Source organism: Pseudomonas sp. Irchel 3F3 (assembly GCF_900187545.1).
Lineage (GTDB): Bacteria > Pseudomonadota > Gammaproteobacteria > Pseudomonadales > Pseudomonadaceae > Aquipseudomonas > Aquipseudomonas fortuita.
In genome coordinates this window covers 24,372-47,301 of record NZ_FYDS01000004.1, presented here as the reverse complement: position 1 = coordinate 47,301, position 22,930 = coordinate 24,372, and the positions used below count along the sequence as shown (strand labels likewise).

The following is a 22,930-nucleotide window of genomic DNA, read 5'->3' as shown; positions in this document are numbered from 1 at the left end:
GAGGCCAGCACAGGCAACACAAGGCTTGGCTCATTGTTGCAATAAGGAGTCCCCAGTGGACGAATACCAGCAAACCATCCGTGCCCTGTCTGACCGCATCGTGGCGGCACAGACCCCGATCCGGGTGCTGGACGCGGTGAAGTGGGACGACAACATTCGTCAGGGCTTCCTCAAGGGCAAGGGCAAGGAGCCGCCGGCCGTCGACCGTGCCTATTACCAGTCGCGCCCGCTGTCGTTCGACTCCGGCGCGGTCAAGGCCGAGTTCCAGGGCATCGAGCGCGACATCATCCGCCAGCTTGGCCAGTTCAACCCGGTCGGGCAGATCATGAAGCGCATGTGCCGCGAATACCGCATGGTGGTGCGTATGCTCGAAGCGCGCGGTACCGAGGACTTTGGCCTTATCTCCCAGGAGCTGTATGGTGCTGCCTCCGATGCCTTCCATGCCGGTGACCCGACCCTGGCCGACCTCGGCCTGATGCTGTCGGACTACCTGAACAACATCGATGGCCGTGGCGACCTGAAGGACGAACCGAAAAACCTCACCGCCAAGGAGGCCGTGGAGATCCTCCAGCACCGGCTGAACAAGGTGTTCGGCGAGGCCGAGGGAACCATCCGCGTGTTCGAGTCCGACGGTATCGTCGCCGATGCGGCGGCCGGGGCCGACTACATCAAGGTGCGCGCCGATGCCATGTTCAACGCGCGCGACGTGCGCGCCCTGGAGGTACACGAAGGGCTGGTGCATGTCGGCACCACGCTCAATGGCCTGAACCAGCCGATCTGCACCTTCCTGGCCAAGGGGCCGCCCTCGTCGACGGTTACCCAGGAAGGCCTGGCCATCCTCATGGAGGTGATTGCCTTTGCTTCCTACCCTAGCCGTCTGCGCAAGCTCACCAACCGCACCCGCGCCATCCACATGGTCGAGGAGGGCGCCGATTTCCTCCAGGTGTTCGATTTCTTCCGTGAGCAAGGCTTCGAGATCGCGCAGAGCTACAGCAATGCCAGCCGGGTGTTCCGCGGTTCGGTGCCCAATGGCCTGCCATTCACCAAGGATTTGTCCTACCTCAAGGGCTTCATCATGGTTTACAACTACATTCAGTTGGCCGTGAAAAAAGGCAAGCTCGAACAGATCCCGTTGCTGTTCTGTGGCAAGACCACCCTGGAAGACATGCGCACCCTGCGCCAACTGGTGGAGGAGGGCCTGGTCGAGCCGCCCAAGTACCTGCCCGAGCAGTTCCGCGACCTTAACGCGCTGTCGGCCTGGATGTGCTTCTCCAACTTCCTCAACCACCTGAGCCTGGACCGTATTGAAGCCGACTACGCGAACATTCTCTGACCGCTGCCGCCTGCTGGCGCTTGGCTTGCTGCTGTTGGGGCTGAGTGGCTGCAGCAGCTTGCTGTTCTACCCCGAGCGCGGTCAGGCGTTTACCCCCGAGCGCGCCAAACTCGCCTACCGCGATGTCACCCTTGTGACGTCGGACGGCCTGCGGCTGCATGGCTGGTGGTTGCCGGCCAAGGCCGGCGTCGAGGTCAAGGGTACGGTGCTGCATTTGCACGGCAACGGCGGCAACCTGCCCGGGCACCTGGGGGGCAGCTACTGGCTGCCGGAGCAGGGTTACCAGGTGCTGATGATCGATTACCGCGGGTACGGCTTGTCGCAGGGCACGCCGAGCCTGCCAGACGTGTACGAAGATATTGCCGCTGCCATGGCCTGGCTGGACCAGGCCCCCGAGGTAAAGGGCAAGCCACTGGTGCTGCTGGGGCAAAGCCTAGGTGGGGCCATGGCCATTCACTACCTGGCGGCCCATCCCGAGCAGCGTCAGCGGTTCAGTGCGCTGGTGTTTGATGGGGTGCCAGCCAGTTACCGTTCAGTCGGGCGTTTTGCCCTCAGCACCTCGTGGATGACCTGGCCGTTACAGGTGCCGCTGTCGTGGCTGGTGCCGGACGGCGACAGCGCAATCCGTTCGATCGAGCAGCTCAGCAGCCCGCCCAAGCTGTTCTTCCACAGCATTGACGATAACCTGGTGCCGATGGACAACGGCATCCGCCTGTACCAGCACGCGCCACCGCCGCGGGTGCTGCAATTGACCCGTGGTGGCCACGTACAGACCTTCGCCGACCCCACGTGGCGCCAGGTGATGCTGCGTTTTCTTGATGACCCCAGCCATTTCAACGGCCTGCGGCGCCTGGCCGAAGTGCCCAATTACCCTGACGAGAACAACAAGCAATGAGTGAAGAACGCAACGCCATCCCGCTGATCCTGACCGGCGTCGGCAGCATCATCGTGACGGTGGGGGCCTTGTGGTACTACGGTTACCTGCATTTTGCCAAACCGGAGGATGCCCTGTTGTTGCAGGACTTCACCATGCTCAAGACGATTCCGGGCGAGGACTACAAGGTTTCGCTGGACCCGGCACCGCAAGTGGCCCAGTGCGTCGATGGCGTGCTGGTATTGTTCGACACCGAGCAGAAAGGCCTGACCGGGGTGCTGGTGGACAACCGCAAGCGTGCGGTGCGCTGCATGGGCGAGGAAACCCCGAAGCAGGTGAAGTGAGTGTTCGGCGCAGCATTTTGGGCGCCTGCGAGATCGAGCACCGCGCGGGCGGCGCTCGATCTCGCAGGCGCCAGAACGCCATCGGCGGACAAAGAAAAACCCCGCGTCGATCGCGGGGCTTTCTGTTCAGCTAGCCAGCCTTAACGCTGAACCTGGCTCATCGAGCGCGGTGCCACTGGCTGGTTGTCGTTGGAGATGGTCACCTCCACCCGACGGTTTTGCGCGCGGCCCGAATTGCTGCCGTTGTCCGCGACCGGGTACTCCTTGCCATAGCCCTGGGCGACGATGCGCGCCGGGTCTACGCCTGCACGTACCAGTGCCATGCGCACGCTGTTGGCACGGCGCTCGGACAGGCTCTGGTTGTAGTTGGCCGAGCCGACGCTGTCGGTGTAGCCCTCTACGATCACCTTGCGCTCCGGGTTTTCCTGAAGGAACTGGGCCAGTTTGGTGATGTTCGGGTAGGCGTTGCTCTTGAGTTCGGCCTTGTTGAAGTCGAACAGCACGTCGCCGAAGGTCACCAGCGTACCGCGGTCGGTCTGCTTGGCATTCAGGCTGTCCTGAAGCTTGGCGATCTGCGCGTCGCGGGCGTCCAGCTTGGCCTGGGCGCGCTGGGCCGAGGCGTTCTTCAACTCACCTTCGGCAGTACGCAGGGCAATGGTCTGCTTGGCCACTTCGACACGTTGGTTGGTCAGATAGGCCAGTTGGTCGACCTTCTTCTCGTCTTCACGGTCCATGTAAGCCTTGTCGGCTTTGTTCAGCCAATCCTGGGCATCTTTGGTCTCCAGTGCGGCGACTTTGCTTGCTTGCGGGTCGCTCTGCAGCGAGGAGAAGTTGGTACGGGCCGCTTCCAGATTGGCATTCGGGTCGTGCGAGCAGGCAGCAAGACCGACGCTGAGGGCCAGCAGGGCGGGAATCATGACGTGTTTGCGCATAGTGTTCATCCTTTGATCGAGTGCGAAGGCTAAGGTTGGCGGGGCAGGGCTCACTGAGCGCTGCGCAGGCCTTCCTCACGTACGTCCTGAACGCCCTGGCGGGCATCCTGCACGGCCTTCTGGGCCTTGGCCGCCTGGGCCTTGCGTTCGGCGAGGCGTGCGTCCCACTCGGCCTGTTGGGCCAGGCGCTTGGCCTCGTCGTACTTCTTGTCGTGCATGGCGATTTCGGCTTGCTTGAACTTGTCCTGGGCCGCTTTCATTTCCACGGCGGCGAACTCGGTGCCCCCCGCGCTGACGGCAGAGTTCACGGCGGACTGGGTAACGGCATACTGCTCGGTGGGCGGGTTGCCCGCACAGCCGGCCAGGACCAGGCTACTGCCCAGGGCCAGCGCGGCCAGCTTGAACCCGCGCACATGAGTAGATGACAGTTTGCTAGTGCGGGTCTTCATGGTGGTCAGCTCCATTGGATCACTCCTGATAACGACGATGTCCGTAGCAGTCCATCGCTCAATCCCTGACAAAACCGTGCGCTTCAGCTGAACGGTGCACGATGGCAGTGTGCAGGGTTTTAGCGTGATGGCTATTGGCTCCGACTCGAACGTTTTCAGAATGGTTCAGAAAAAAGTGCGCTAAACGAGGAATTATTTCTGACTGATTGGTCAGTGAGGGATGGTGTGAACTTTCGCGGGCTGGAGCGGTATTCCGGGCCTTGGCGAGGCCCGGAACGTTGGGGCAGGTGGTTATTTTTCGCTGTCGTCGCCGTGGGTGCTCAGGCTATGCAGGTGCTGTCGCGAGAGGGACAGAAAACGTGGCGTAGAGCCGATATCTTCGTACAGCGGGTCGCCTTCTTCATCGGTGGCAATGACCTGGCGACCCTGCACGTAGGGGAAGCTTGCTTCAAGCTCTTCAAGAGCGGCCGCCACCAGTTCGCCGAGCAGTTCTTCGGCGGTGCGCTTGGGGTACATGTCGATCAGCGCGGCCAGGCGCGCCTCGGACTCCAGGTCCAGATGCAACACATGGCCCGTGGGGCTGAGCGTACCGGCGGCATTTTGTTCCCAGTGCTGGGCGAGTTCACGGATTTTCATGATGACCTCTGTTGACGCCTTTACAGGCTGCATTGCATGGGAGTGCTGTGCTTTCACTTTAGTTTGCTTTGGCTGATCTCGGCTTGCCATTGCCGCTCGGCTGGGGGCACTCTTCGGTAGAGCTGTATACAGGAGTGCGCCAGTGCCGCGCCAAAGAGAGGGCCAATGACCGATATCGATGTGCGTTTGCGTGAAGATGTCCATGTGTTGGGTGAGCTGCTCGGCGAAACCATTCGCCAGCAGCATGGCGATGCGTTCTTGCAGAAAATCGAGGACATTCGCCACAGCGCCAAGGCCGACCGCCGTGGCCCTGGCGAGCAACTGACCTCTACCCTGGCCGACCTTGCCGAAGACGATCTGCTGCCGGTGGCCAGGGCTTTCAACCAGTTCCTCAACCTGGCCAATATGGCCGAACAGTACCAGTTGATCCGCCGCCGCGACGCCGATCAAGCCGAACCTTTCGAGGCGCGGGTGTTACCCGAGCTGCTGGCGCGCCTTAAGCTGGCCGGCCACAGCAACGATGCCCTGGCCCGGCAACTGGCCAAGCTCGACATCCAACTGGTGCTCACCGCGCACCCCACCGAGGTGGCGCGCCGCACCTTGATCCAGAAGTACGACGCCATCGCCGGCCAGCTCGCTGCCCAGGACCACCGCGACCTGACCCCGGACGAACGCCAGCAGGTACGTGAACGCCTGCGCCGGCTGATCGCCGAGGCCTGGCACACCGAAGAAATCCGTCGCACCCGGCCTACCCCGGTAGACGAAGCCAAGTGGGGCTTCGCGGTAATCGAACATTCGCTGTGGCACGCTATCCCCAGCCACCTGCGCAAAGTCGACAAAGCCCTGCTGGAAGCCACCGGCCTGCGCCTGCCGCTGGAAGCCGCGCCGATCCGCTTTGCCTCGTGGATGGGCGGTGACCGTGATGGCAACCCCAATGTGACCGCCGCTGTCACCCGGGAAGTGCTGTTGCTGGCGCGCTGGATGGCTGCTGACCTGTTCCTGCGCGACATTGATGCACTGGCCGCCGAGTTGTCCATGCAGCAGGCCAGCGACGCCTTGCGCGAACGGGTAGGGGACAGTGCCGAACCCTACCGCGCCGTGCTCAAGCAATTGCGCGACCGCCTGCGGGCGACGCGTGCCTGGGCACATTCGGCGTTAACCGGCAGCCAACCGGCCAGCGCTGAAGTACTGGTGGATAACCGCGACCTGATTGCGCCGCTGGAACTCTGCTACCAGTCGCTGCACGCGTGTGGCATGGGCGTTATCGCCGAAGGCCCGTTGCTCGACTGCCTGCGCCGCGCCGTCACCTTCGGGCTTTTCCTCGGCCGCCTGGACGTGCGCCAGGACGCTGCCCGCCACCGTGATGCGCTGACCGAAATCACCGACTACCTGGGCCTGGGGCGCTATGCCGACTGGGATGAAGATCGCCGCATCGAATTCCTTCAGGCCGAGCTTAAAAACCGCCGGCCGCTGTTGCCCGCGTACTTCAAGCCACAGGCAGATACCGCCGAGGTGCTGGCAACCTGCCGTGAAGTTGCCGCCGCGCCAGCGGCCTCGCTGGGCTCCTATGTCATTTCCATGGCCGGTGCCGCTTCGGATGTGCTGGCGGTGCAGCTGCTGCTCAAGGAAGCCGGCCTGACCCGCCCCATGCGTGTGGTACCGCTGTTCGAAACCTTGGCCGACCTGGACAATGCCGGCCCGGTAATGCAGCGCCTGCTCGGCCTGCCGGGTTACCGGGCCGGGCTGCGCGGCCCGCAGGAAGTGATGATCGGCTACTCCGACTCGGCCAAGGATGCCGGCACCACGGCGGCGGCCTGGGCGCAGTACCGGGCCCAGGAAAACCTGGTGCGCATCTGCGCCGAACACCAGGTCGAACTGCTGCTGTTCCACGGCCGGGGCGGAACAGTAGGGCGCGGCGGTGGTCCGGCCCACGCAGCGATCCTGTCGCAGCCACCGGGTTCGGTGGCGGGGCGGTTCCGCACCACCGAGCAGGGCGAAATGATCCGCTTCAAGTTCGGTTTGCCGGGCATCGCCGAGCAAAACCTGAACCTGTACCTGGCCGCTGTGCTCGAAGCCACGCTGTTGCCACCACCGCCCCCGCAGCCGGCCTGGCGCGAGGTGATGGACCAGCTGGCTGCCGATGGCGTCAAGGCTTACCGCAGCGTAGTGCGCGACAACCCCGATTTCGTCGAGTATTTCCGCCAGTCGACGCCAGAACAGGAACTGGGGCGCCTGCCGCTGGGCAGCCGCCCGGCCAAGCGCCGCGCCGGGGGGATCGAGAGCCTGCGGGCCATCCCGTGGATATTTGGCTGGACCCAGACCCGGTTGATGCTGCCGGCCTGGCTGGGCTGGGAAACCGCGCTGAGCAACGCCTTGGCCCGTGGCCAGGGTGAGTTGCTGGCGCAGATGCGCGAGCAATGGCCGTTCTTCCGCACCCGCATCGACATGCTGGAAATGGTGCTGGCCAAGGCCGATGCGCAAATTGCCGAGGCCTACGACGAACGTCTGGTGCAACCGCACCTGCTTCCTTTAGGTGCGCACCTGCGCGACCTATTGTCGCAGTCTTGCCAGGTGGTGCTGGGCCTGACCGGGCAGCAGGTGCTACTGGCGCACAGCCCCGAGACGCTGGAATTCATCAGCCTGCGCAACACCTATCTGGACCCGCTGCACCGCCTGCAGGCGGAGTTGCTGGCCCGCTCGCGCGGCCGCGAAGCCGCTCTGGACAGCCCGTTGGAGCAGGCCTTGCTGGTGACCGTAGCGGGTATTGCTGCCGGGCTGCGCAATACCGGCTAAGAGGTTATCCAGGCCTGTCGGGGTTAATGGCATGCAGGCCATGCACGGGTGAGGCGTGGCTGGTTGCGCCTGGCGCAACCACCTGCCCGGTCGGCCACAAGTGGCGCTTTCCTGCAACTTTGGGACGCTTGTATGGCTGCCGGGCGCTGTGTATCTTGAGCAGCCTTCTGACCGTTTTATGGTCATACCCGATTTTCCGGACTTGGCCCTGGTTGCCGAATCCATTGAATTTCATAAAAAAATTTGAGGAGCACGAGATGCGCGTAATTCTGCTGGGAGCTCCCGGGGCCGGTAAAGGTACTCAGGCAAAGTTCATCACCGAAAAGTTCGGTATTCCACAAATCTCCACCGGTGACATGCTGCGTGCCGCCGTCAAGGCAGGTACCCCACTGGGCCTGGAGCTGAAAAAAGTCATGGATGCCGGCCAGCTGGTCTCCGACGAGCTGATCATCAGCCTGGTCAAGGAGCGCATCGCCCAGCCTGATTGCGCCAATGGCTGCCTGTTCGACGGCTTCCCACGCACCATCCCGCAAGCAGAAGCCATGGTCGCGGCGGGTGTCGACATCGACGCCGTGGTCGAAATCGCCGTAGACGACGAAGAAATCGTCGGCCGCATGGCGGGCCGCCGCGTGCACCTGGCCTCGGGCCGCACCTACCACATTCAGTACAATCCGCCGAAAGTGGAAGGCAAGGACGACGTGACGGGCGAAGACCTGATCCAGCGCGACGACGACAAGGAAGAAACCGTTCGTCATCGCCTGTCGGTCTACCACACCCAGACCAAGCCGCTGGTAGAGTTCTACCAAAAGCTGTCGGCCGCCAATGCCGGCAAGCCGAAGTACAGCCACATCGAAGGTGTCGGTTCGGTCGACACCATCACCGCCAAGGTCCTGGCAGCCCTGAGCTGATCAGCGCCTGACGCCCCCGACAACGGCCCGCTAGCGGGCCGTTGTCGTTCCAGGGCTGCAACCCACGGGGCCTGGCCCGCTCCTACAGGGATTGCGTCAAGGCCATGTTGTACAGGCCACCTGCAAAGGCCGCACAGCGCCCCCTCGGGACACAACGCCGCCGCTGCTCTATACTGCCGCTCTTTTCATTCGCACCTGGATACCCGTTCGATGACCACCCTGCTGGCCCTGGATACCGCCACCGAAGCCTGTTCCGTCGCGCTGCTGCATGACGGCGAGGTAACCAGCCATTACGAGGTGATCCCACGTCAGCACGCGCAGAAGTTGCTGCCGATGATCAAGCAGTTGCTGGCCGAATCCGGCGTTGCGCTGAATGCACTGGATGCCATCGCCTTCGGCCGAGGCCCGGGTGCATTCACTGGCGTGCGCATTGCCATTGGTGTGGTCCAGGGCCTGGCCTTCGCGCTGGAGCGCCCGGTGCTGCCGGTGTCCAACCTGGCCGCGCTGGCCCAGGGGGCCTTGCGCGAGCAGGGCGTGCAGCAGGTGGCGGCTGCCATCGATGCGCGCATGGACGAAGTGTACTGGGGCTGCTACCAAGCCACGGCAGGCGAAATGCGCCTGGTCGGCCGCGAAGCGGTGTTGCCGCCCGAGCAGGTAGCGCTGCCGGCCGGCAGCAACGGCGAGTGGTTCGGTGCCGGTACCGGCTGGGGCTACGCCGAGCGCCTGGCGGTAAAGGTGGCGGCCAGTAACCCTGGCGCCTTGCCCAGTGCCCTCGACATTCTCAGCCTGGCCACCTTCGCCTGGGCCCGAGGTGAGGCAATTGCTGCCGAACAGGCGCAACCGGTTTATCTGCGCGATAATGTAGCCACGCCCAAGAAGCACTGAGTGCTGTTCGTCGGTTATCGCCGTTCACTCTAAAACCTTTTGCGCGATCTGTGGTCCAGTTATCACTCAAGCATTAGCGACGGATCTCTGATGCTGCTAAATTGCCATCATTGGTCCTGAGTGCTCATGCCATGCGTATCGACGGTTTCTCATCGCAGTCCTACCCGGTCAAGCGCACCCCGCGCAAGGCACCGGCGCGTGACGAGGCCATCGATGATGCCGAGCTGATAGAAGACAGCCAGCCCGCGCCCGTGGAAGCCACCGCCCGCCGACGCAGCGGTGGCCTGCCAGCCCGCCAGCAAGACATGATCTTCCCCCGCGCCCGTGACCGCCGCACCGCCACCGCATTGGCCAGCTACCTGAGCACCGCCGGTTTCACTGACTGGGACATGGAAGTACTGGGGCTCGACCTGTACATTTAGTGGATGAGTCCACCACCACTGCCTTATTTCCTCGGTTGCCCGTCCTGGAGCGAAAACGCCTGGCGTGAGTACCTGTATCCCGCCGACGCCAGCAGCAATGAAATGCTTGGCTTCTACAGCCAGGTGTTCAATGCCGTCGAGGGCAACACCACGTTCTACGCACGCCCCGCCCCCGGCACCATTGCCCGCTGGGCGCAGGTGATGCCCCAGCATTTCCGCTTCACCGCCAAGTTTCCTCGCGACATCAGCCATGAGGGTGACCTGCGTGATCAGCTTGAGCCTGCCTTCGACTTCACGCGGCTGATGGCCCCGCTGGGCCAGCGCGTATCACCGTACTGGCTGCAATTGCCGGCCCAGTTCGGCCCGGCGCGCTTGGGCGAGCTTTGCCACTTCCTCGACCAAATCGGGCTGCCGGTGGCCGTGGAGGTGCGCAACCAGGCCTTTTTCGCCAAGGGTGAAGAAGAACGCCTGCTCAACCGCCTGCTGCACGAACGCGGCGTGGAGCGTATTTGCCTGGACCCGCGTGCGTTGTTCAGCTGCACCTCGCGCGACCCTGCCGTGCTGCACGCGCAATCCAAGAAGCCCAAGGTACCACCGCGCCCGGCGGCCTTCAGCCAGCACCCACAGGTTCGCTTCATCGGCCATCCGCAGCTGGAGGCCAATCACACCTTCCTCAGCCCCTGGGTAGAGAAAGTCGCCGGCTGGATCGAAGAAGGGCGCAGCCCCTACATTTTCCTGCACACCTCGGACAATCGCCTGGCTGCGGCGTTGGCCCAGCATTTCCATCAACGCCTGATGGCACGCTTGCCAGGTCTTGCACCTTTGCCGGAATTGCCGCGCGCGCCCGAGGTCGAACAACTGGGCTTACTCTGACCTTTCCCTGACTGCCGGAGGTTGAACCATGGATGTGCAAACCCTGCGAGCCGAAGCCTTCAAGGCTTTACACGAGCGCGAAGGCGCGTTCGTCATCCCCAACCCGTGGGATGCCGGCTCCGCCAAGCTGCTTGCCAGCCTGGGTTTCGAGGCGCTGGCCACCACCAGTGCCGGCCTGGCCTTCAGCCTGGGCCGGCCAGACGCCGAAGGCGCCTTGAGCCTGGACGATACCCTGGACAATGCCGGCGAGATCGTCGATGCCACTGCCTTGCCGGTGGCCGCGGACCTTGAGAACGGCTTCGGTGACATGCCTGAAGATTGTGCCCAGACCATCTTGCGTGCTGCCGAAATCGGCCTGGTAGGTGGCTCCATCGAAGATGCCAGTGGCCGCAGTGATGCGCCCATCTATGACCTCGGGCTGGCCGTGGAGCGCGTGCGCGCCGCCGTGCAGGCTGCGCGTAGCCTGCCGTTCCCGTTCACCTTGTGCGCCCGGGCAGAAAACCTGCTGCACGGCCGCATGGACCTGGACGACACCATCCTGCGCCTGCAAGCCTATGCCGAGGCCGGCGCCGATGTGCTGTATGCGCCGGGGCTGCGCACCGTAGAGGAAGTGCGTGCGGTGGTGCAGGCGGTCGCACCGCGGCCGGTGAATGTGCTGATGGGCATGGCGGGGGTGCCGCTGAGCGTGAACCAGTTGCAGGACTTGGGCGTGCGCCGCATCAGCGTCGGCTCGTCGCTGGCCCGTGCTGCGCTGGGGGCGTTCCACCGTGCCGCGCTGGAAATTCGCAACGAGGGTACGTTCGGCTACGGTGAGCAGGCACTGCCGTTTGCCCAGCTCAACGACCTGTTCCGCCGCTGATGCGGGCAATGCTGGCGCTGCTGGCCAGCCTATTGGTGCTGGCCGGTCTGGCCTGGCACTTCGGCTGGCGCCTGCCTGCCGTGTGGAACCCTTGGGCGCCGCTGGACGTACGCCAGCCGCCCAACCTGCTGACGCCGTACAAGCTTTCACGCCTGCGCGATGACCCGGCCTTGTGCCGTCAGGCACTGGAAACCAGCCAGCTGCGCTACCGGGCGCAAGCCGACAGCCCGGCTTCGGCCAACTGCCCGTTGCGCAACGTTTGGCGTATCGAGGGCGGCCAGGCACGGCTAAGCAGCAGTTTTCTGGCCAGTTGCCCGCTGGCGGTAGCCTATGCACTGTTCGAAAACCATGGTTTGCAGCCCGTGGCGCAGCGGGTGCTGGGCCAACCCGTTGCGCAGGTCGATCACTTGGGCAGCTTCGCCTGCCGCAATGTCTATCACCGCAAGCAGGGCCGCCTGAGTCAGCACGCGACCGCCAATGCGCTGGACATCAGCGGTTTTCGCATGCAGGACGGCCAGCGTATCGTCCTGGCGCGTGACTGGCAGGCGGGTGGGCAGAAGGCCGAGTTCTTGCGGCAGGTGCAGCAGGCGGCTTGCGAGAGCTTCAGCACAGTACTGGGGCCGGCCTACAATGCAGCACACCACAATCACTTTCATCTGGACATGGGCCGCTGGCAGGTGTGCCGCTAACCTCAGGCGTGAGCGCGCACGTTGTTCAGCACCACCGGGCGTGCCCAGTGGATGTCGAATTCCAGGTCATTCTGCTGCCTGGCCAAGGTGGCGTCGTCGAACGGCTCCGGGGCCGGGTCCAGCAGGTTGGTCTCGAACTCGGCAATGGGCAGGAACAACGAGCGCGGGGCAGGGCCTGGGCCGGGCTCTGGAATCGGTTGGCCCTGGTTCATCACCACCGGGCGCATCCAGCTGTTGCTGGTGTCGAGCTGGCGCTGTTGTTCGATCAGCTCCATGGCACTGAACGGCTCAGGCGCAGGCGGCAGCAGGTTGGCTTCAAGCTCGGCCTTGGGCAGAAACAGCGGCTCGGGCGGTGCTACCTCGGTGTCGTGCACCGGGCAGGCGCGCTGGGCGTCGATCAGCGCCAGTGCTCGAGCGCCGCCGATGGGTTCGCCGCTGTCCTGGTCGTACTGCACGAACGATTGGCTGACGCTGTCTGCGGGCTCTTCCTGCTGCTCGGCCATGGCCCGGGCAAAGAAATCCTGCCACAGGTGGCTGACGCCCCCGAGTGCCTGGGTGTTGTGCTGACTGTAGTTGCCGACAGGCGACAAATAGGTCAAGCCGATAGGAAGAGTATCTGACATGGCAGTCGCGCGCGTTGTGCTCTGGCAGAATAGCGGGATATTGCCTGTATCGGCCGTGGCTGCTGATTCATTAAGGCTTGGTTTGATTTTTTAGGTGTGGACGATGGAAGAGCAAGGCACGGGTATCAGGGTCGAGGCGATGTCGGCTGAGTATGCGGAGCAGGCCAAGGTGTGGGCTGAACGCCTGAGCCTGCCGCTACAGGACGAGAGCGCCGGCTTCGCCGTGCAGGTGGGCGCCGAGGGTTTGCAGATCCAGCAGCTGGGGCCGCAGGCACCGGGGCCGGTGCGGGTGGACTTTGTCGAGGGCCAGGCCGCCCACCGGCGCCAGTTTGGGGGTGGCAACGGGCAGATGATCGCCAAGGCCGTGGGCATTGCCCAAGGCGTGCGGCCACAAGTGCTGGATGCCACGGCAGGCCTTGGCAAAGATGCGTTCGTGCTGGCCAGCCTGGGCTGCCAGATGACCCTGATCGAACGCCAGCCGCTGATTGCTGCGCTGCTGGAAGATGGCCTGGCGCGGGCGCGTTCGGACGACGAAGTGGGCCCGATTGTCGGGCGCATGCGCCTGCTGACCGGCAATGCCATCGAGCGCATGCACACCTGGGAAGGCGAGGCGCCGCAGGTGATTTACCTCGACCCGATGTTCCCGCACCGCGACAAGAGCGCACTGGTGAAAAAGGAAATGCGCGTGTTCCGGCCTTTGGTGGGCGACGACCTGGATGCCCCAGCGCTACTCGAAGCTGCCCTGGCGCTGGCCAGCCACCGGGTGGTGGTGAAGCGCCCGCGCAAGGCACCGATCATCGACGGGCCCAAGCCCAGCCATAGCCTGGAAGGCAAGTCGAGCCGGTATGACATTTACCCGAAGAAAGCCTTGAAGGCCTGATTTTCCCCCAACTGGCCGGCTAGCGCGGTCATTGTGAGAGCAACTGGCTTGCTTGAATATTGAAACGTTGCGCGATTACTGTGGGAGCGGGCTTGTCCCGCGAACACCGGCGAAGCCGGTGCCATGCACCGCGTGGCCCCATTCGCGGGCCAAGCCCGCTCTCACAATGACCACTGTTCTCTGCCTGGCAGCGCTCAGGGTTTGAACGCCCGCAAGAACACCCCCACCACCTCGCGCACATGCGCCTCGGCTTCGTCCCCCTCCAGCGGCGCCGCGCACCCCAGCAGCAAGCGGTAATCCGGCGCTCCCTTGACCAGGCAAAAGAAGTGCTCGGCCGCATGCAGCGGGTTGTCGATGCGCAACAACCCCCGCTCATCTGCACCCCGCAGCAGCGCTTCCATCGCTGCCAGCACGCGCTTGGGCCCGGCTTCGTAAAAGTATTCGCCAAAGCTTGGGTCCAGGCTGCCTTGGGCCATGATCAGGCGGCTGAGCTTCACCGCCTCATCGCTACTGATCAATGCCTGGAAACCACGGGCAATGGTCAGCAGTACCTCCTCCACCGGCGCCCCTTCGGGGTACTCGAACAACAGGTCGGGCAGCTGTAGCTGACAAGTGGCCATGACCGCCGAGCAGAACAGGGTCTGCTTGTCGGTGAAGTGGCTGTACACGGTGAGTTTTGAAACACCTGCCGCCGCAGCGACCGCATCCATGCTGGTGTTGGCATAACCAAGGCTGAGGAACAGCGACTTTGCCGCTTCGAGAATCGCCTCGCGCTTGGCCAGGTCCTTGGGCCGGCCCGGGCCGATGGGTGCGTCGTTGGACATTGTGGTCTGCATCTGGTTGATCAAGCTCCCATCTTACCGGCTGGAGAGGTAGACAGCAGTGATCGTCGCCATCGTTTAAGTGAATTTCTTATCGATGCTGGCTTCTCGGCAGCAGTTCCGTGACTTAATATACCCGTCAGTACACATATTCGAAGTGCCCACCGCGAAAGGATTCATCATGTTGCGCCATGCCTTGTCCATCGCCTTGCCCGCCGTTGCCGCGTTGTTACTGACGGCATGCGGTCAGGAAGCCACCCCGCCTGCCGCGCCGCGCCCGGCGCTGGTGGTGCAGCCGCAGCCGGCCGAAGCCGCTGCCGACAGTTACCCTGGTGAAGTGCGTGCGCGCTTCGAGCCGGAGCTGGCCTTCCGCATTGGCGGCAAGGTCAGCAAGCGCCTGGTGGAGGAGGGGCAGCGGGTCAAGGCCGACCAGCCGCTGGCCGAGCTGGACCCGCAGGACGTGCGTCTGCAGCTTGAAGCCAACCGTGCCCAGCTGGCGGGTGCCGAGGCGAACCTGGCGTTGGTGCGCGCCGAGCGTGATCGCTACCAGAAGCTGCTGGAGCGGCAGATGGTCAGCCACTCGCAGTTCGACAATGCTGAAAACCTCTACCGCGCCGGCCTTGCCCGGCTGAAGCAGGCCAAGGCCGAGTTCGATGTGGCGGGTAACCAGGCCGACTATGCCGTACTGCGTGCGCCCCAGGCCGGGGTGGTGGCCAAGCGTCAGGTTGAAGTAGGCCAGGTGGTTGCCGCCGGGCAAACCGTGTTCACCCTGGCCACGGATGGCGAGCGAGAAGTGCTCATCAGCCTGCCGGAGCAGCAGTTCGCCCGCTTTGCCGTGGGGCAATCGGTCAGTGTGGAGCTGTGGTCACATCCGCAAGCGCGCTTCGAGGGGCGTATCCGCGAGCTGTCACCGGCCGCCGACCCACGCTCGCGCACCTTCGCTGCGCGCATTGCCTTCACCTCGGCCGCCACGCCGGCGGAGCTGGGCCAGAGCGCCCGGGTGTTCATCGCGCATGAGGGCGTGATCCCGTTGGCGGTGCCACTGTCAGCGGTGACTGCGGAAAACGGCCAAGCCTATGTGTGGCGGGTCAACAAGGACAGCTGCCTGGAGCGGGCCGTGGTGCGCCTGGGGGCGTATGGCAGCGACAGTGTGCCCGTACTCGAAGGCCTTGCCCCAGAGGACTGGGTGGTCGCCGCCGGTGGCCATGTACTGCGTGAGGGCCAGGAAATCCGCCCTGTGGACCGCAGCAACCGTGTAGTGAACCTGACGGCCAAGGAGTAAGTCCCGATGGGTTTCAACCTTTCTGCCTGGGCGCTGCGCAACCGCCAGATCGTCCTGTTCCTGATGATCCTGCTGGCGGCCATTGGCGCCATGTCCTACACCAAGCTCGGCCAGAGCGAGGATCCGCCATTCACCTTCAAAGCCATGGTCATCCGTACCCTGTGGCCGGGCGCCAGCGCCGAGGAAGTGTCGCGGCAGGTCACCGAGCGTATCGAAAAGAAGCTGATGGAAACCGGCGAGTACGAGAGGATTGTCTCGTTCTCTCGCCCCGGTGAGTCGCAGGTCACCTTCATGGCTCGCGATTCGCTGCATTCCAGGGACATACCTGAATTGTGGTACCAGATCCGCAAGAAGGTCGCGGACATTCGCCACACCCTGCCACCGGAGATCCAGGGCCCGTTCTTCAACGATGAGTTCGGCACCACCTTCGGCAATATCTATGCGCTGACCGGCAAGGGCTTCGATTACGCGGTGCTGAAGGACTACGCCGACCGTATCCAGATCCGGCTGCAGCGGGTCAAGGATGTGGGCAAGGTCGAGCTGGTGGGCCTGCAGGACGAAAAAATCTGGATCGAGCTGTCCAACCTCAAGCTGGCCACCCTTGGCGTACCCCTCGAGGCCGTGCAGCAGGCCCTGCAAGAGCAGAATGCGGTAAGCACCGCCGGCTTCTTCGAGACGCCCAGCGAGCGCCTGCAACTGCGGGTGAGCGGGCGCTTCGACAGTGTCGAGCAGATTCGCCAGTTCCCCATTCGCGTGGGTGACCGCACGTTCCGCATCGGCGATGTGGCCGAAGTGCACCGTGGCTTCAACGACCCACCCGCCCCGCGCATGCGCTTCATGGGCGAAGATGCCATTGGCCTCGCCGTGTCGATGAAGGACGGCGGCGACATCCTGGTCCTGGGCAAAGCCCTGGAAGACGAGTTCGAGCGCGTGGCGCGCACCCTGCCAGCCGGCATGGAGCTGCGCAAGGTCTCGGACCAGCCTGCGGCGGTCAAGGCCGGTGTGGGCGAGTTTGTCCAGGTGCTGGTCGAGGCGCTGGTCATCGTGCTGCTGGTGAGCTTCTTCTCGCTGGGCTTGCGCACCGGCCTGGTGGTGGCGTTGGCCATTCCGCTGGTGCTGGCCATGACCTTCGCTGCCATGCATTACTTCGGCATCGGCTTGCACAAGATTTCCCTTGGGGCCCTGGTGCTGGCGCTGGGCCTGCTGGTGGACGACGCGATCATTGCCGTGGAGATGATGGCGATCAAGATGGAGCAGGGTTATGACCGGCTCAAGGCGGCCAGCTATGCCTGGACTAGCACTGCGTTCCCGATGCTGACCGGTACCCTGATCACTGCGGCAGGCTTTTTACCTATCGCCACTGCGGCCTCCAGTACCGGCGAATACACCCGCTCGATCTTCCAGGTGGTGACCATCGCCCTGCTGACCTCATGGGTGGTGGCCGTGGTGTTCGTGCCCTATCTGGGCGAGCGCCTGCTGCCAGACCTGGCCAAGCTGCATGCTGCGCGCCATGGCAAGGACGGCCACGCACCCGACCCTTACGCCACGCCGTTCTACCAGCGCGTGCGGCGGGTGGTGGAGTGGTGCGTACGGCGACGCAAGACGGTGATCCTGCTGACCATCGCGGCCTTTGTCGGCAGCATCCTGCTGTTCCGCTTCGTGCCCCAGCAGTTCTTCCCGGCCTCCGGGCGCCCAGAGCTGATGGTTGACCTGAAGCTGGCCGAAGGTGCCTCGCTGGCCAATACTGCCGAGCGGGTCAAGCAATTGGAGGCACTGCTCAAGCAGCAGGACGGCATCGATAACTATGTGGCCTATGTGGGCACCGGTTCGCCACGCTTCTACCTGCCGCTGGACCAGCAACTGCCGGCAGCCAGCTTTGCCCAGTTCGTGGTCCTGGCCAAGTCGATGGAGGACCGCGAGCGCCTGCGCAGCTGGCTGATCAGCACTGTAGACCAGCAGTTCCCTGACCTGCGTGCCCGGGTCACGCGCCTGGAAAACGGCCCACCCGTGGGTTACCCGGTGCAGTTCCGGGTCACCGGCGAGCACATCGAGCAGGCCCGTGCGCTGGCCCGCCAAGTGGCCGACAAGGTGCGCGAGAACCCGCATGTGGTGAACGTGCACCTGGATTGGGAAGAGCCCAGCAAGGCCGTGTTCCTCCAAATCGACCAGGACCGCGCCCGCGCCCTGGGCGTGAGCACCGCGCACCTGGCCAGCTTCCTGCAAAGCTCGTTGACCGGTACCACAGTCAGCCAGTACCGCGAGGACAACGAGCTGATCGAGATCCTGCTGCGCGGCACCCAGCAGGAGCGCGGTGATCTGGGTAACCTCGGCAGCCTGGCACTGCCGACCGACAACGGCCAGAGCGTGGCGCTGTCGCAGGTAGCGACCCTGGAGTACGGCTTCGAGGAAGGCATCATCTGGCACCGCAACCGCCTGCCGACGGTGACCGTGCGCGCCGATATCTACGACAAGGAGCAACCGGCCACGCTGGTGAAACAGATCGAGCCGACCCTGCACGAGATACGCGCCAAGCTGCCGGATGGCTACCTGCTGGAAGTGGGCGGTACGGTTGAAGACTCCGAGCGTGGGCAGAAGTCGGTGAACGCTGGCATGCCGCTGTTCGTGGTGGTGGTGCTGAGCCTGCTGATGATCCAGCTGCGCAGCTTCTCGCGCACGGTCATGGTGTTCCTCACCGCACCGCTGGGGCTGATTGGCGTGACCCTGTTCCTGCTGGTGTTCCGCCAGCCGTTTGGCTTTGTCGCCATGCTGGGCACCATTGCCCTGGCGGGCATGATCATGCGCAACTCGGTGATTCTGGTGGACCAGATCGAGCAAGATATTGCAGCGGGGATGGAGCGCTGGCAGGCGATCATCGAAGCCACGGTGCGGCGCTTCCGGCCAATCGTGCTGACTGCGCTGGCGGCGGTGCTGGCGATGATCCCGTTGTCACGCAGCGTGTTCTACGGGCCGATGGCGGTGGCGATCATGGGGGGGTTGATCGTGGCTACGGCGTTGACGCTGTTGTTCCTGCCGGCGTTGTATGCGGCGTGGTTCAGGGTGAAGAAAACCTGACTGACCTCACCGGCCTCTTCGCAGCACAAGGCTGCGCCTACGAGGGTACTGCGGCCGCGTTGCGGATCAGAGGGCGCCGAAGACCTTCTTGGCCAGGCTGGTAGCGGCCTGCGCCGGGTTCTGGCGAATGCTCTGCTCCTGCTTGCCAATCATCTCGAACAGGCCGTCCAGCGCCTTCTCGGTCACGTAGTTCTCGATGCTGGCGCTCTTGGCGTCGACCACGCCCAGTGCCACCGCCTGCCCGGCGAAGTTGTTGTACTGCTGGGCCAGGCCAACCTTGTCGGTAGCCTGTTTGACGATCGGCAGGAACTTGGCGCGGATCTGCTCGCGGCTGCTCTTGTTCAGGTACTGGGTGGCCGAGTCGTCACCGCCGGCGAGGATGCCTTTGGCATCGGTCACGCTCATGTTCTTCACGGCATCGACCAAAATCGCCTGTGCCTGCGGCACGGCGGCTTCAGCGGCCTTGTTCATGCTGGCTTCCAGGGCATCGACCTGTTCACCTTTGCCGAACATTTTCATGGCCTTGGCCGCCTTGCCCAGCTTGCCCGGCAATTCGATGCGCACGTCCGGGTTGTTGCTGAAGCCACCCGGGGCGCTCAACTGCTTGACGGCGAGCTGCGCGCCCTGGGTCAGGGTATCTTTCAGGCCGCCAGTGGCGTCTTTCTGGCTCAGGTCGCCCAGCGACAGGGCCAGTGCGCTGGCCGATAGCAGCAGGCCGGCGCACAGGGTGGAAAAACGCAGGGAAGTGCGGATCATGAAGCTTTCCTTGTAAACAGATGAATACGGGTGTCAGCGAACCTGGTCGACCTTGATGCGTACAGATTTCGGGTCACTGCCGTCGAGCATGACACCATGGTGTTCGGTATTGATGAACAGCAGCTTGCCCTCCAGCTCGATGCGCGCGCTCACCGCATAGCGGTGGCCGGGTTTGACCTGGGCGGGGTCGTAAATGAGGTGGAATGGCAGCGGTACGTTGCCTTTGACCGGGCCGGCCTGGCGGGCCAGGGTCACGGCGGGGGCGTCCATCAGCGAAACGTCCTGCAGCTCCACGCTCAGGGTAGCGGCAGGCGGCAGGGCGATACGCTGCAGGTAGAAGACTTCACCGTCCAGGCTGGCCTGGTTGGATGGGGTTTGGCTGGAACAGGCTGCAAGCAGGGATGCGCAACACAGCATAAAGAGCTTTTTCATGGAATCTCCGGTGTCCTTGGGGCTGGCTTGTGGCCAACCCCAGGGACTTTAGCGGATTTTCCCCCGTGATGAACCGTCAGAGGGTCGAAGTTTCCAGGCCGTCGTCACGGTGCAGGGCCACCTGGCGGATCGACAGCCGCAGTTCGGCCGACAGCACACGCTTGGCCACGCCCTCGGCCAGCTCGCCGAGCTTGTCGTGATAACCCAGCTTGCCTTGCCCGTCGGCATGCAGCACGCCTTGCTGGAGCAGGGTCTGGATGAAGTGGCGGAACAGCGTCTTGTCGAAAAACTCTGGGGCATTCAGGCCATGCAGGATCGACAGGCGCTGGGCCATCATCACGCACAGGTCTTCCAGCCCTTCGGCGCTGAGGCTGTTCTGTCCGCTGTTGAGCAGCAGCGAGGTGGCCATGTAGAAGCGCTGCAAGGTCTGGGTGATGGTGCGGGCGAGCAGGGTCAGTAGCACGAACTGCCGCGAACTGGGCGCCGGACGTACGTATATGTCGTTGTCCTGGCGTAGCAGGCCTTGTTCAACCAGCGCGGCCAGCCATTGGTCGATCACCTCGTCCAGTTGCTCTGGCGTCCAGCGCAGGAACAGTTCGGCCTGCAGGTACGGGTACAACGCGTGCACATACTGGCCCAGCAGTTCGCGGCTCATGCGCGAGCTGCTGAGGAAGAAGCTGGCCAGCAGCGCCGGCAGGGCGAAAATGTGCAGCACGTTGTTGCGGTAATAGGTCATCAGTACCGCATTGCCTTCATCCAGGTAGAGGATGCGGCCCAGGGCGTCCTTCTGCTCGGCCACCAGGTTCATGCTGCGCACGTGCTCGATCAGTGCCTGGCCGTCGCCGTCCGGCAGGGTGGTGTGCGGCGAGTACGGCACCTGGCGCAGCAAGGCCAGGTACAGGTCGAGTACACGGGTCAGGGCGCGTTCGTCCAGGGCCAGGCGGCTGGTGGACAGCAGCGCCAGGGCCACCAGGTTGACCGGGTTGATGGCGGCCGCCTCGTTGAGGTGACGGGCCACGGTTTCGCCCAGGCGGGTGGTGGCGTCGTTGAGCCAGGCCGGGCGGTACTGGGGGCCGTGATCCTGTTCACGCCAGCCGGGCTGTTGCTCATCGAGGAACCCGGCCAGGCGGATCGGTTCGCCGAAGTTGACGTAGACCTGGCCAAAGCGCTGCTTGAGCGCGCCAAACACCTTGAAGATGTCGAACACCGACTCCTTCTTTTTGCTGGCACCGCGCAACTCGCCCAGGTAGGTGCGGCCTTCGAGCACGCGCTCGTAGCCGATGTACACCGGCACGAACACCACCGGCGTGCGCGACGAGCGCAGGAAGCTGCGCAAGGTAATGGCCAGCATCCCGGTACGCGGCTGCAGCATGCGCCCGGTACGCGAGCGGCCACCTTCGACGAAGTACTCGACCGGAAAACCTTTGGTGTACAGAGTATGCAGGTACTCGTTGAACACGGCGGTGTACAGCGGGTTGCCCTTGAACGTGCGGCGCATGAAGAAGGCACCGCCACGGCGCAGCAGGTTACCCACCACCGGCATGTTGAGGTTGATGCCTGCCGCCACGTGCGGCGGGGTAAGGCCGTTGCGGAACAGCAGGTACGACAACAGCAGGTAATCGATGTGGCTGCGGTGGCACGGCACGTAGATCACTTCGTGGCCGGGAGCTATGCCCTGAACCTGTTCGATATGGTTGACCTTGATGCCGTCGTAGATCTTGTTCCAGAACCAGCTGAGCACCACTTCGAGAAAGCGGATGACCGTGTAGGTGTAGTCCGAGGCGATCTCGTTGCCATAACGCAGTGCCTGGGCTTCGGCCTTGGCCAACGGCAGGTTCTCGCGTTGGGCCTCGTCGGCGATGGCCTGGCGCACCTGCGGGGCATGGATCAGGCCTTTGACCAGGTTGCGCCGGTGCGAGATGTCCGGGCCGATGACGGCGGTCTTGAGGTTGCGAAAATGCACGCGCATCAGGCGCTGGGCCATGCGCACGGTGCGCTCGTGGCCCTTGTTGTGCTGCACCAGTTCGCGCAGGTGGATGGGGGCGGAGAACTGCACCCGGGTCTTGCGCCCCAGGATCAGCACGGTCAGCAGCCGGCGCAGGCGCCCGGTCACCGCCCAGCTGTCGGCGAACAACAGCTTCCATGGGCTGGATTCGCTGGCCGGGGTCTGCCCCCAGAACACGCTGACCGGAATGATCTGCGCATCTTCTTCGGCATGCTGGCTGACGGCAGCTACCAGGCGCTCAAGTGTGGGCGGGGCGCCGCTTTTGTCCTGGCGGCCGAGCCAGTCAGGGTCGGGGGTCAGGTAGAAGAACCCGGCCGGCTCCTGCAGTTGGCCGACCGCCACCGGCAGCACCGGGCGCGGCAGCCCCGCCTTGGTGCACTCGTGGTCGAGCACGGCCAGGTCGGTGAGCGCGGGGGAGGGCAGCGCATAGAACACCGGCCGGCTGCGGTCGAGGTTGAGGGTCATGGAAGACTGGTTGATGGTCTCGGAGCGCACCCACAGGTACAACAGGCGACGCAGGGCGCCGAAGATCAGGCGGCGCAGAGGGGAACGGGTCATGGGGTGTGTGCCCTGGGTGTGATTTTCAGGTGAGTATCCAGCAATTTAGTCTGCCGTATCGGCGTAAGTTCAGCAAAAATCGGCCAACTGCGGGACCGTCATCAATTTTTTTTGTTCTGTGTCATATACTCGGCCTGCCACTTGCAGGATATTTCAGCAAGCGGCGTTGGCACGGGGCCGTGAGCTCGTGCCTGCAAGGCGATCTTCACAATAAAAATCCGGAGTAGTTCAGATGTCGTCTCGTGAGACTGGGAATGTAAAGTGGTTCAACGATGCCAAGGGTTATGGCTTCATTCAGCGCGAAGGTGGTGCGGATGTGTTCGTCCACTATCGGGCGATCCGCGGTGAGGGGCATCGTACCCTGGTCGAAGGGCAGCGGGTGGAATACGCCTGCGTGCAGGGCCAGAAAGGCCTGCAAGCCGAAGACGTAGTAGGGCTCTGAGCCTCTAGTTTCAAGCCGTAGGAGCGGGCTTGCCCGCGAAGCAGCCACCACGGTGGCTGCCA

At 63.8% G+C, this 22,930-nt stretch carries 22 protein-coding genes; 14 read left to right on the top strand and 8 right to left on the bottom strand.

Annotated features, from left to right (window positions below):
- Positions 1-55 precede the first annotated feature (55 nt).
- From CKW35_RS08975 to CKW35_RS08965, 3 genes are read left to right on the top strand one after another with little or no spacing between them, the layout of a single operon-like run.
- Positions 56-1,333 carry a flavohemoglobin expression-modulating QEGLA motif protein gene (locus CKW35_RS08975; protein ID WP_016485173.1) on the top strand — a complete coding sequence of 426 codons (1,278 nt, stop codon included), beginning with the start codon at positions 56-58 and terminating at the stop codon, positions 1,331-1,333.
- Positions 1,305-2,228, top strand: a complete 924-nt coding sequence (locus CKW35_RS08970) for an alpha/beta hydrolase (protein ID WP_060517548.1) — start codon at positions 1,305-1,307, stop codon at positions 2,226-2,228. Before CKW35_RS08975 ends, CKW35_RS08970 begins: the two co-directional genes overlap by 29 nt.
- Positions 2,225-2,551, top strand: a complete 327-nt coding sequence (locus tag CKW35_RS08965) for a hypothetical protein (RefSeq protein ID WP_016485175.1) — start codon at positions 2,225-2,227, stop codon at positions 2,549-2,551. The genes CKW35_RS08970 and CKW35_RS08965 overlap by 4 nt, the downstream gene beginning before the upstream one ends.
- Positions 2,552-2,691: 140 nt before the next feature.
- Here the strand turns inward: CKW35_RS08965 and CKW35_RS08960 are convergent, their stop codons facing one another.
- The 3 genes from CKW35_RS08960 to CKW35_RS08950 form a co-directional block, all read right to left on the bottom strand.
- The gene (locus CKW35_RS08960; protein ID WP_016485176.1) at positions 2,692-3,483 is read right to left on the bottom strand and encodes an OmpA family protein; all 792 of its coding nucleotides are present in this window, start codon (positions 3,481-3,483) and stop codon (positions 2,692-2,694) included.
- Between the two features lie 50 nt (positions 3,484-3,533).
- Entirely contained in the window at positions 3,534-3,947 is a 414-nt protein-coding gene (locus CKW35_RS08955; protein ID WP_014592166.1) for a DUF4398 domain-containing protein, read from the bottom strand.
- Between the two features lie 276 nt (positions 3,948-4,223).
- Positions 4,224-4,568 (bottom strand): type 1 pili tip component, encoded by a 345-nt coding sequence (locus CKW35_RS08950; RefSeq protein ID WP_016485177.1) that lies wholly within the window; start codon positions 4,566-4,568, stop codon positions 4,224-4,226.
- 165 nt (positions 4,569-4,733) lie between these two features.
- Between CKW35_RS08950 and ppc the strand changes: the two genes are divergently transcribed.
- The 7 genes from ppc (at position 4,734) to CKW35_RS08915 (ending at position 11,997) form a co-directional block, all read left to right on the top strand.
- Entirely contained in the window at positions 4,734-7,361 is a 2,628-nt protein-coding gene (gene ppc / locus CKW35_RS08945; protein WP_095115733.1) for a phosphoenolpyruvate carboxylase, read from the top strand.
- A gap of 257 nt (positions 7,362-7,618) precedes the next feature.
- On the top strand, positions 7,619-8,269 hold the full coding sequence (gene adk / locus CKW35_RS08940; RefSeq protein WP_095115731.1) for an adenylate kinase: 651 nt from the start codon (positions 7,619-7,621) through the stop codon (positions 8,267-8,269).
- Positions 8,270-8,479: 210 nt separating this feature from the next.
- On the top strand, positions 8,480-9,154 hold the full coding sequence (gene tsaB, locus CKW35_RS08935; RefSeq protein ID WP_095115730.1) for a tRNA (adenosine(37)-N6)-threonylcarbamoyltransferase complex dimerization subunit type 1 TsaB: 675 nt from the start codon (positions 8,480-8,482) through the stop codon (positions 9,152-9,154).
- A 131-nt stretch (positions 9,155-9,285) separates the two neighbouring features.
- The gene (locus tag CKW35_RS08930) at positions 9,286-9,576 is read left to right on the top strand and encodes a hypothetical protein (RefSeq protein ID WP_016485181.1); all 291 of its coding nucleotides are present in this window, start codon (positions 9,286-9,288) and stop codon (positions 9,574-9,576) included.
- A gap of 3 nt (positions 9,577-9,579) precedes the next feature.
- Positions 9,580-10,449 (top strand): DUF72 domain-containing protein, encoded by an 870-nt coding sequence (locus tag CKW35_RS08925; RefSeq protein ID WP_023049120.1) that lies wholly within the window; start codon positions 9,580-9,582, stop codon positions 10,447-10,449.
- A 28-nt stretch (positions 10,450-10,477) separates the two neighbouring features.
- Positions 10,478-11,308 (top strand): oxaloacetate decarboxylase, encoded by an 831-nt coding sequence (locus CKW35_RS08920; protein ID WP_016485183.1) that lies wholly within the window; start codon positions 10,478-10,480, stop codon positions 11,306-11,308.
- Positions 11,308-11,997 (top strand): extensin family protein, encoded by a 690-nt coding sequence (locus CKW35_RS08915; RefSeq protein WP_016485184.1) that lies wholly within the window; start codon positions 11,308-11,310, stop codon positions 11,995-11,997. Before CKW35_RS08920 ends, CKW35_RS08915 begins: the two co-directional genes overlap by 1 nt.
- Before the next feature lie 2 nt (positions 11,998-11,999).
- On the opposite strand, the gene CKW35_RS08910 is transcribed toward CKW35_RS08915, so the two are convergent.
- Positions 12,000-12,620: a hypothetical protein gene (locus tag CKW35_RS08910; RefSeq protein ID WP_016485185.1), complete on the bottom strand. Its 621-nt coding sequence runs from the start codon at positions 12,618-12,620 to the stop codon at positions 12,000-12,002.
- 103 nt (positions 12,621-12,723) lie between these two features.
- Here CKW35_RS08910 and CKW35_RS08905 point away from each other — a divergent pair, with 103 nt between their 5' ends.
- On the top strand, positions 12,724-13,500 hold the full coding sequence (locus CKW35_RS08905; protein ID WP_016485186.1) for a class I SAM-dependent methyltransferase: 777 nt from the start codon (positions 12,724-12,726) through the stop codon (positions 13,498-13,500).
- A gap of 194 nt (positions 13,501-13,694) precedes the next feature.
- On the opposite strand, the gene CKW35_RS08900 is transcribed toward CKW35_RS08905, so the two are convergent.
- On the bottom strand, positions 13,695-14,336 hold the full coding sequence (locus tag CKW35_RS08900) for a TetR/AcrR family transcriptional regulator (protein ID WP_024717681.1): 642 nt from the start codon (positions 14,334-14,336) through the stop codon (positions 13,695-13,697).
- 166 nt (positions 14,337-14,502) lie between these two features.
- On the opposite strand from CKW35_RS08900, the gene CKW35_RS08895 reads away from it, so the two are divergent.
- A complete protein-coding gene (locus CKW35_RS08895; RefSeq protein ID WP_095115728.1) occupies positions 14,503-15,603 on the top strand; it encodes an efflux RND transporter periplasmic adaptor subunit in 1,101 nt (366 codons plus the stop codon).
- Between the two features lie 6 nt (positions 15,604-15,609).
- On the top strand, positions 15,610-18,675 hold the full coding sequence (locus CKW35_RS08890; protein WP_016485189.1) for an efflux RND transporter permease subunit: 3,066 nt from the start codon (positions 15,610-15,612) through the stop codon (positions 18,673-18,675).
- 66 nt (positions 18,676-18,741) lie between these two features.
- Here CKW35_RS08890 and CKW35_RS08885 read toward each other — a convergent pair whose 3' ends face one another.
- From CKW35_RS08885 to plsB, 3 genes are all read right to left on the bottom strand, one after another.
- Positions 18,742-19,431 carry a DUF4197 domain-containing protein gene (locus tag CKW35_RS08885; RefSeq protein WP_016485190.1) on the bottom strand — a complete coding sequence of 230 codons (690 nt, stop codon included), beginning with the start codon at positions 19,429-19,431 and terminating at the stop codon, positions 18,742-18,744.
- 33 nt (positions 19,432-19,464) lie between these two features.
- Positions 19,465-19,863, bottom strand: a complete 399-nt coding sequence (locus CKW35_RS08880; protein ID WP_016485191.1) for a YbaY family lipoprotein — start codon at positions 19,861-19,863, stop codon at positions 19,465-19,467.
- 76 nt (positions 19,864-19,939) lie between these two features.
- Positions 19,940-22,426 carry a glycerol-3-phosphate 1-O-acyltransferase PlsB gene (gene plsB, locus CKW35_RS08875; protein WP_070086573.1) on the bottom strand — a complete coding sequence of 829 codons (2,487 nt, stop codon included), beginning with the start codon at positions 22,424-22,426 and terminating at the stop codon, positions 19,940-19,942.
- A 232-nt stretch (positions 22,427-22,658) separates the two neighbouring features.
- Here plsB and CKW35_RS08870 point away from each other — a divergent pair, with 232 nt between their 5' ends.
- On the top strand, positions 22,659-22,868 hold the full coding sequence (locus tag CKW35_RS08870) for a cold-shock protein (RefSeq protein ID WP_003252255.1): 210 nt from the start codon (positions 22,659-22,661) through the stop codon (positions 22,866-22,868).
- The last annotated feature ends 62 nt before the right edge of the window (positions 22,869-22,930 follow it).

Coding starts and splice junctions, on each gene's coding strand:
- CKW35_RS08925 (WP_023049120.1), top strand. CDS start 9,580: ATGAGTCCACCACCACTGCCTTATTTCCTCGGTTGCCCGTCCTGGAGC.
- CKW35_RS08915 (WP_016485184.1), top strand. CDS start 11,308: ATGCGGGCAATGCTGGCGCTGCTGGCCAGCCTATTGGTGCTGGCCGGT.
- CKW35_RS08920 (WP_016485183.1), top strand. CDS start 10,478: ATGGATGTGCAAACCCTGCGAGCCGAAGCCTTCAAGGCTTTACACGAG.
- CKW35_RS08930 (WP_016485181.1), top strand. CDS start 9,286: ATGCGTATCGACGGTTTCTCATCGCAGTCCTACCCGGTCAAGCGCACC.
- ppc (WP_095115733.1), top strand. CDS start 4,734: ATGACCGATATCGATGTGCGTTTGCGTGAAGATGTCCATGTGTTGGGT.
- CKW35_RS08960 (WP_016485176.1), bottom strand. CDS start 3,483: ATGCGCAAACACGTCATGATTCCCGCCCTGCTGGCCCTCAGCGTCGGT.
- CKW35_RS08905 (WP_016485186.1), top strand. CDS start 12,724: ATGGAAGAGCAAGGCACGGGTATCAGGGTCGAGGCGATGTCGGCTGAG.
- CKW35_RS08900 (WP_024717681.1), bottom strand. CDS start 14,336: ATGCAGACCACAATGTCCAACGACGCACCCATCGGCCCGGGCCGGCCC.
- CKW35_RS08885 (WP_016485190.1), bottom strand. CDS start 19,431: ATGATCCGCACTTCCCTGCGTTTTTCCACCCTGTGCGCCGGCCTGCTG.
- CKW35_RS08950 (WP_016485177.1), bottom strand. CDS start 4,568: ATGAAAATCCGTGAACTCGCCCAGCACTGGGAACAAAATGCCGCCGGT.
- CKW35_RS08895 (WP_095115728.1), top strand. CDS start 14,503: ATGTTGCGCCATGCCTTGTCCATCGCCTTGCCCGCCGTTGCCGCGTTG.
- plsB (WP_070086573.1), bottom strand. CDS start 22,426: ATGACCCGTTCCCCTCTGCGCCGCCTGATCTTCGGCGCCCTGCGTCGC.
- tsaB (WP_095115730.1), top strand. CDS start 8,480: ATGACCACCCTGCTGGCCCTGGATACCGCCACCGAAGCCTGTTCCGTC.
- CKW35_RS08955 (WP_014592166.1), bottom strand. CDS start 3,947: ATGGAGCTGACCACCATGAAGACCCGCACTAGCAAACTGTCATCTACT.
- CKW35_RS08890 (WP_016485189.1), top strand. CDS start 15,610: ATGGGTTTCAACCTTTCTGCCTGGGCGCTGCGCAACCGCCAGATCGTC.
- CKW35_RS08880 (WP_016485191.1), bottom strand. CDS start 19,863: ATGAAAAAGCTCTTTATGCTGTGTTGCGCATCCCTGCTTGCAGCCTGT.
- CKW35_RS08965 (WP_016485175.1), top strand. CDS start 2,225: ATGAGTGAAGAACGCAACGCCATCCCGCTGATCCTGACCGGCGTCGGC.
- CKW35_RS08910 (WP_016485185.1), bottom strand. CDS start 12,620: ATGTCAGATACTCTTCCTATCGGCTTGACCTATTTGTCGCCTGTCGGC.
- CKW35_RS08870 (WP_003252255.1), top strand. CDS start 22,659: ATGTCGTCTCGTGAGACTGGGAATGTAAAGTGGTTCAACGATGCCAAG.
- adk (WP_095115731.1), top strand. CDS start 7,619: ATGCGCGTAATTCTGCTGGGAGCTCCCGGGGCCGGTAAAGGTACTCAG.